Here is a 6,571-nt window from a genome sequence, read left to right on the forward strand (position 1 = left end):
ATATGTTATATGTACAAGCGGCATATTCACGTTATCTTTCATTAAAATGATCCAAAATGAAGCCGGGAACATGTTCACCAGAAAAACTCTTGATGTCCACATCTCTGCTTTCTTTATAATAAAAGGCAGCTGAGTACTCCCCACCCCAATCGATTTGGGCATTATCAATGGCCGTCTCGATTTCCGAAGCGGTCTTAATTTTCAAGCGGTTTGGCTGTTGTTCAATCTGCTGTGCGATTTCACTTTCAGAAAACGAATGATAAACTTTCGAATCGGTCTTCGCAACCAGTACATAAGAGACATCATCAACCATTAACCTTGCTTTTTCCGATTGTCCGGTACTTTCCATCCATTTTGAAAACTGAGTATATGAAGAGTCCCAATTCATATAAATGGTTTTGTCATTATGCAAAAGAATGTCGATGGAGGCATAAGCACCAAAAGAAGATGTCATTTGGTCGAACGATTGATTATTCAGATCCTCCGACAATGCGTTTACGGCTGCTTCCAGCTGTTGACCGTCCGTGATCGTTATTGATTTGTCCACTTGTCCGCTCGCCGTTATCTTGATTTTAGATACGTCATCAGCAGAAACATTCAATAACTCATTAACCATTTTTTTATATTCATTCGACTCATAAATTTTAGCCAATAGCGGTTTGTATGAGTCGTAGTTTTGCAAATGATACTCCCTTGCTAACCGTTTTCCATTCTTGAGTTCATACAGCAGGAATACGGATTGTCCATCATTCAATTCACCAATGGAAACCTTTTTACCCTTATCGATAATTTCCTGATGCAATAACCTGATCGCTTCTATATTTTCCTTCTCTTTAAGATAATTGGAAGCGTTATCCGATGTGTCACCATCTTCAAAAAATAAAGGAGAATTGCCAATATAAATTTGGCTAATCATTTTTTCATCAGGAATCTTGGCCTTATACTGAAGGGGATCTATTTTTATAATGAGTGCCAGCACAATGATAGCCATTATAAATGCTGCATAACCTTTCTTGTTGACCCGTATTCGCCAAGTCTTTTGCAGGACCATTTCCCCTAAATAATATCCAAGTAAAGAACCGATGGTATATCCGAAGAAAATCCACCCTGGTTGGCTTGTCGTTTCGCTAAAATACAGTCCTGTAAACAGCATCATGCATAATGTCAGGCCGAATTTAAATAATGGCTTAATCTTCGGATAAACAAATGCCTGCGATACATGCTCCAGTTTTCTCCTCTCATAGAGAAAAAGAGAACTAATCAGAAAAAGTAAGGTTAATATACTATAAATTAAAGTATTAACAGATAAAAAGTCTATTTTTTCCATCTCTGTTGCTGCTAATAAGGGGGAGATGCCATTCATATTGGAGCTTAGATAATAATCTGCAGAAAATCCTGCTATCAAAAACTTCACATTGGCTGCAAACAGTACAAACAACCCCACCGGCAAAGCAAGAAAAATATAGGTCAGCAGTCCTTGAAAGGCTGATAATCCCGTCACCATGCCAATTAAAACGGCAACAGAAAAGATCAAAGCTTCCAAAATAAATGTAGTCCCCATCCATGACCATATATCAGGCATGGTATATAGCGTTTCTATATCAATTGCCGAGTGGAATAGTATCAAAATTAAACCTGTAAATAATATCGGCAAACCCAAGAAGCCAATTCCCGTCCCAATCATATGAATGTAGATGCTGCGTCTAGTAATCGGTAAACTATGAATAAAGTCAGAGGCTTGTTTCACTTGTAAAAACCGAAAAAGGAAGATGGCAAGTAATACTGGAATAACGATGACCAAGACAAACTGTATCATCTGCTGACAGGAAAAGAGGTTTTCAAATTTCACATATTCATTGTTCTCATTCAAGATAATCGCTAACATTTCCAAAGGCAGCGCAAATATGAGGCCGACGAGATACAGGAAACCAATCCAGCCAGTGCTTCTGAAAATATAGATAATCAATTCTCTATTAAACCAGGTTATTCTGGATGACATAACCGATATCCCCCATTTCATAAATGAATATCTCCTCTAGAGTAAGGGGGAGAATATCTAATATTTCTGGCTGAAACTGATTAAAGTGCGATTTAATCATGGATTCTTTACCTTTAACGATGCAAACGATCACGCTGCCGCGTCTTTCCTTGTTGAGAATTTGAATTCCGCGGTATAAACCGTGGGGAATTTTATGTTTAAAGGCGATTTGCACTTTGTGTACATCAGCTTTTAAGTCATTCAAATCCTTTTGGATCACAAGCTCACCCCTATGTAAAATCCCTACATGATCGGCTAAATCTTCAATTTCCCGGAGATTATGGGACGATAGTAAAATCGTCATATCCCTTTCCGATACATCCTGAATCAACAACTGCCTCACATTTTTACGCATGACCGGATCTAACCCATCAAACGGTTCATCCAGGATGAGAACTTCCGGCATCGTCGAGAGTGCGAGCCAAAAAGCAACCTGTCTTTGCATACCCTTCGATAGTTTATGTATTTTATTTTGTACGGGTATCGGAAATACTTCCTGTAATTGATAGAAACGGTCTTGATTCCATTCACTATAAATATGGCTATAAAAACTTGCCATTTGCATGATCGTATAGTTAGCCAGGAAATAAGGCGCATCAGGAAGGAAGAAACAACGATTTTTCACTTCACGGTTTTCAAACACGTATGATCGATCAATTAGAACTTCTCCTGCATCCTGTATCAGATTGCCTGAAAGCATTTTTAATAAAGTCGTTTTCCCCGCCCCATTTGAACCTAATAACCCGAATATGGAGCCTTTTTGTATGACCAAGGTGACGTTTTTGATCGCTTCTTTTCCTTCATATAATTTACTCACCTGTTTTATTTCAATCATGAATCTCCCCCCTTTGCCAATGGACTGATTTCCTTTATCAATCTATAAATTTCATGTTTATCGATTCCGATATAAAGAGCTTCAGCGAGTACCCTTGAAAGCTCGTTTCTGATCTTTTCTTCTTTCAATGAATTTTTCAAGGATTTAGGAGGAGCTACGAAATTCCCTTTGCCTGGTAATGTATATATAAACCCGTCAGATTCAAGCTGCTTGTACGCTTTCTGGATCGTATTTGGATTGATGGTCAATTCCTGAGCCAATATTCGAATAGATGGTAGCTGATTATGTTCCTGTAAAACTTCATTGATCATTAGTTCCTTTAACTTATCCATCAATTGCTCATATATCGGCTTTCCATTTTGAACATCCAGCTCAAACATCATAAACCCTCCTTGCAAATGGGTGTATTACATCTCCTAATACAGTAAATTATAAAACAATATCTTCCAATTTAAAACCAATTTAAAACCATTTTCACACAATACTCTTCATAAACTCGCTTTCATTTTGTTTAACAAGACTTACAGGAGGGAACTAATGATAGTAAGAATAAACAAAGGAGTTGTTTTCATTGAAACCATTATACACAGCTACAGTTGCCGTACAAGGCGGTCGTGAGGGACATGTTAAATCAGAGGACGGGATTTTGGACTTCGATGTGAGATCACCGAAGGAATTAGGTGGTTCCGGTGAGCGCGCCACAAACCCTGAACAGTTATTCGCAGCCGGTTACGCGGCTTGCTTTGACAGTGCCTTGAATCTTGTTCTGCAAAAAGAAAAGAAAAAAGTCGATACTTCCGTGACGGCAAATGTCACGATCGGTAAAGATGAGGATGACGGCGGCTTTAAATTGGCTGTAAGATTGGATGTTTCTATTCCCGACCTAAGCAGGGAAGAGGCTGAAGACTTCGCCAAAAAAGCACATATGACCTGCCCCTATTCAAAAGCGACTCGCGGGAACGTCGATGTCACCTTGATTTTGGTATAAGATTATGCAAGGGAATGGATACGGCATTAAGGCCGGCTCCATTCCCTTTTTTCTTAGTTCACTTCTTCCAATCCCTTCATTTTCAAAAGAAAGCCCAGTCCTATTACCGCCATGATGATCAATGAGCCCAATGCCATCCTGCTCGCCAATGTACCGAGGTCATGGAATACCAACGTTATTGTTCCATATAAAAGCGGACCGATTATTGAAGAGACTTTTCCTGAGAATGCAAATAGTCCAAAAAATTGCCCCCTCTTCTCATCCGGGGTCAATTCAATGATATATGTCCGTGATGTCACCCACATCGAACCAAGCGAAATGCCGAACATACTTCCGGCAACCCAGAACCATAGAGCGGTTTGTGCAAAGACCGCTATAAATAAAGCAACCAAAAGCAGAACACCCACATATGTCACAGCTAGCCGCGGCCCCTTCGACTGCGTGATGTATCCAAACAGAAACGATCCGGCAATACTCGATACTGTCGAAACCAAGTAAAGCAAAATGAATCCGCTTGAGGAAAATCCAACAACAGTCTTGGCATATATGGCCATCATGCCGATAGTGGTCGCAATTGCATCATTTAAAAAGAAATAAGCAATCATGAATGTAAAAACCGATCGATGGGATTTCATCTCTTTAAATGTGGATTTAATTTCCTTATAACCGGATAAAAAAGGTTGTTTCGCTTTTTGCTGTTTTGGAGACTCTTTTAAAAAAAAGAACAATGGAAGGGAAAAAACCAGAAATAAAATGGCCGTGGGAATAAAGGCTTCATGTGAACTCCCTTTACTTATGAATGGATAGATGGACAGGCCCACTAACGTTCCAAGGTAGCCTACCGCCACGCCAAATCCTGATATAAGCGGCAATTGCTGTTTCGTGCCTAAATCACTCATCATCGTATCATAGAAAACAAGACTCGAATGATAGAAAAACTTTGCTATCACAAATAAAAGAATGACGATCGCCAAGGAAATTGGAATGCCCAGAAGCTTCCCATCGAACGGCGCCCCTCCAAATACCCCCATTAAAAATGTACATACAACGGAAATGAGTGTGAAAATCATAATGTATTTTTTCATTTTTCCCGTTCGATCGATCATGACACCGAACAGCGGGGAAAACAAAACTAGAAACAAACTGGCAATCGCATTTGCGTAGGAGATGAAGGTACTGGCAATCTGATCAAGAACGGCATTTTCCCCAATCTGTTCCTGGAGGAAGAATGGAAAGAAAATCGTATTGATATTAGAAGAAAAAATCGTATTGGCAAAATCGTAAAACGCCCAAGACAGAATGGGCAGGGAAAAATATAAACCAAAATTCCCCCTCGATTTTTTAGACTTCGGTTTCACCTGCAACTCCATCTGCTTTCCCCCCTTATTGATACTTAAATTATATGTATTCCATACCTTTCCAATAAATCCTTTAAGTCGGGATTATAACATTGTGTAAAACATGATTTTTCCCTGGCTAACATGTAAAATTGTGAAATGAGGCTGTCCTGAAAACTTCTTTATATTCTTTCTAAAGAATATTTAAGAATTTTAATTCCTAAAAGGAGTGTGAAAGATGATTGCATTTTTTCTTATTATCTTGGTAACCATACTTGTCCTGTTCGCCATCTATTCTAATCGAACAAAGGGTGTTTTCCCTGAGGACTTCAAAATGCAGCATTCACCACTTAAAATTGGACATCGCGGTGCATCTGGATATTGCCCCGAGAATACAATGGCATCTTATAATAAAGCTATTGAATTGGGAGCTGATTTCCTGGAAGTGGATATCCATCTTAGTAAAGATGATGTACTTGTGGTTCATCATGACCCAACTCTGGATCGAACCACGAACGGCAAAGGGAACATCCGTGATTACACGGCTGCCGAATTAAAGGAACTGGATGCAGGAAGCTGGTATCATTCCCGTTTTAAAAACGAAAAAATCCCTTTATTAAGTGAGGTATTGGAAAATTTCGGGTCAAAAGTCGGAATCTTAATCGAATTAAAACATCCATCTGCTTATCCCGGCATTGAACGGAAACTTGCAGAAGAATTAGGAAAATTCCAAGAATATTCAACAAGTGAAAATAGGATAATGGTTCATTCGTTCGATATGGAATCCATGAAAAGGTTTCATCAATTAATGCCAGACATACAAGTGGGCGTTTTGATAAAACGGCGAATTAATGACCAAAAATTAAAGGAGATTGCCGAGTTTGCATCATTTTTGAATCCAAAGCAAACGATTTTGAGTACGAAACTGCAAATGCGAATCCAAAAGCACGGAATGAAAGTATATACATGGACCGTCAACAATAAAAAACAAATCCGCATGTTCAAAAAGATGCAGTTAGATGGGATCATTTCTGATTTTCCTGATTATTTTTTTGATTGAATCTTTCAATGAATTTGCCTTCTTAATCTAATAAGGGTTACAGAAATTTTTATAATCATGGTTCGGGGTGAGACCATTCCGAACCTCCTTCTTAAAAAAACTTCCCCGTTGTTTTCAGCCGGAGCACTTTTTTTGGGGTTCAGGCATTTATTCGACCCACACCACACTTTTTTCGACCATTCAAGCATTTATTCGACCTACACCCCACTTTATTCGACCGTTCACGCATTTTATTCGACCGTTCACCCATTTTATTCGACCTACACCCCACTTTATTCGACCGTTCACCATTTTATTCGACCTACACCCCACT

The 6,571-nt window shown here is 39.1% G+C and carries 6 protein-coding genes; 2 read left to right on the top strand and 4 right to left on the bottom strand.

Annotation, left to right across the window (positions count from 1 at the left end; all coding sequences use genetic code 11):
* Positions 1 to 31: 31 nt before the first annotated feature.
* Genes ACYP5M_RS22520 through ACYP5M_RS22530 form a run of 3 tightly spaced genes read right to left on the bottom strand, consistent with a single transcriptional unit; the run spans position 32 to position 3,253 of the window.
* Positions 32 to 1,999: a DUF6449 domain-containing protein gene (locus ACYP5M_RS22520; protein ID WP_459735536.1), complete on the bottom strand. Its 1,968-nt coding sequence runs from the start codon at positions 1,997 to 1,999 to the stop codon at positions 32 to 34.
* Positions 1,974 to 2,873 carry an ABC transporter ATP-binding protein gene (locus ACYP5M_RS22525; RefSeq protein WP_459735537.1) on the bottom strand — a complete coding sequence of 300 codons (900 nt, stop codon included), beginning with the start codon at positions 2,871 to 2,873 and terminating at the stop codon, positions 1,974 to 1,976. Before ACYP5M_RS22525 ends, ACYP5M_RS22520 begins: the two co-directional genes overlap by 26 nt.
* Positions 2,870 to 3,253: a GntR family transcriptional regulator gene (locus tag ACYP5M_RS22530; protein ID WP_101224476.1), complete on the bottom strand. Its 384-nt coding sequence runs from the start codon at positions 3,251 to 3,253 to the stop codon at positions 2,870 to 2,872. The genes ACYP5M_RS22525 and ACYP5M_RS22530 overlap by 4 nt, the downstream gene beginning before the upstream one ends.
* 191 nt (positions 3,254 to 3,444) lie before the next feature.
* Between ACYP5M_RS22530 and ACYP5M_RS22535 the strand changes: the two genes are divergently transcribed.
* Positions 3,445 to 3,861, top strand: coding sequence for an organic hydroperoxide resistance protein (locus ACYP5M_RS22535; RefSeq protein WP_101224475.1), 417 nt, complete (start codon positions 3,445 to 3,447; stop codon positions 3,859 to 3,861).
* Between the two features lie 53 nt (positions 3,862 to 3,914).
* Here ACYP5M_RS22535 and ACYP5M_RS22540 read toward each other — a convergent pair whose 3' ends face one another.
* Positions 3,915 to 5,231, bottom strand: coding sequence for an MFS transporter (locus ACYP5M_RS22540; protein ID WP_459735538.1), 1,317 nt, complete (start codon positions 5,229 to 5,231; stop codon positions 3,915 to 3,917).
* 205 nt (positions 5,232 to 5,436) lie between these two features.
* Between ACYP5M_RS22540 and ACYP5M_RS22545 the strand changes: the two genes are divergently transcribed.
* Entirely contained in the window at positions 5,437 to 6,258 is an 822-nt protein-coding gene (locus tag ACYP5M_RS22545) for a glycerophosphodiester phosphodiesterase (protein WP_230177637.1), read from the top strand.
* Positions 6,259 to 6,571 lie beyond the last annotated feature (313 nt).

The sequence above is a fragment of the Peribacillus sp. N1 genome, assembly GCF_054600815.1.

Excerpts from the sequence above, each read along its gene's own strand:
- ACYP5M_RS22520 (WP_459735536.1), bottom strand. The coding sequence starts at position 1,999 with ATGTCATCCAGAATAACCTGGTTTAATAGAGAATTGATTATCTATATT.
- ACYP5M_RS22540 (WP_459735538.1), bottom strand. The coding sequence starts at position 5,231 with ATGGAGTTGCAGGTGAAACCGAAGTCTAAAAAATCGAGGGGGAATTTT.
- ACYP5M_RS22525 (WP_459735537.1), bottom strand. The coding sequence starts at position 2,873 with ATGATTGAAATAAAACAGGTGAGTAAATTATATGAAGGAAAAGAAGCG.
- ACYP5M_RS22530 (WP_101224476.1), bottom strand. The coding sequence starts at position 3,253 with ATGTTTGAGCTGGATGTTCAAAATGGAAAGCCGATATATGAGCAATTG.
- ACYP5M_RS22545 (WP_230177637.1), top strand. The coding sequence starts at position 5,437 with ATGATTGCATTTTTTCTTATTATCTTGGTAACCATACTTGTCCTGTTC.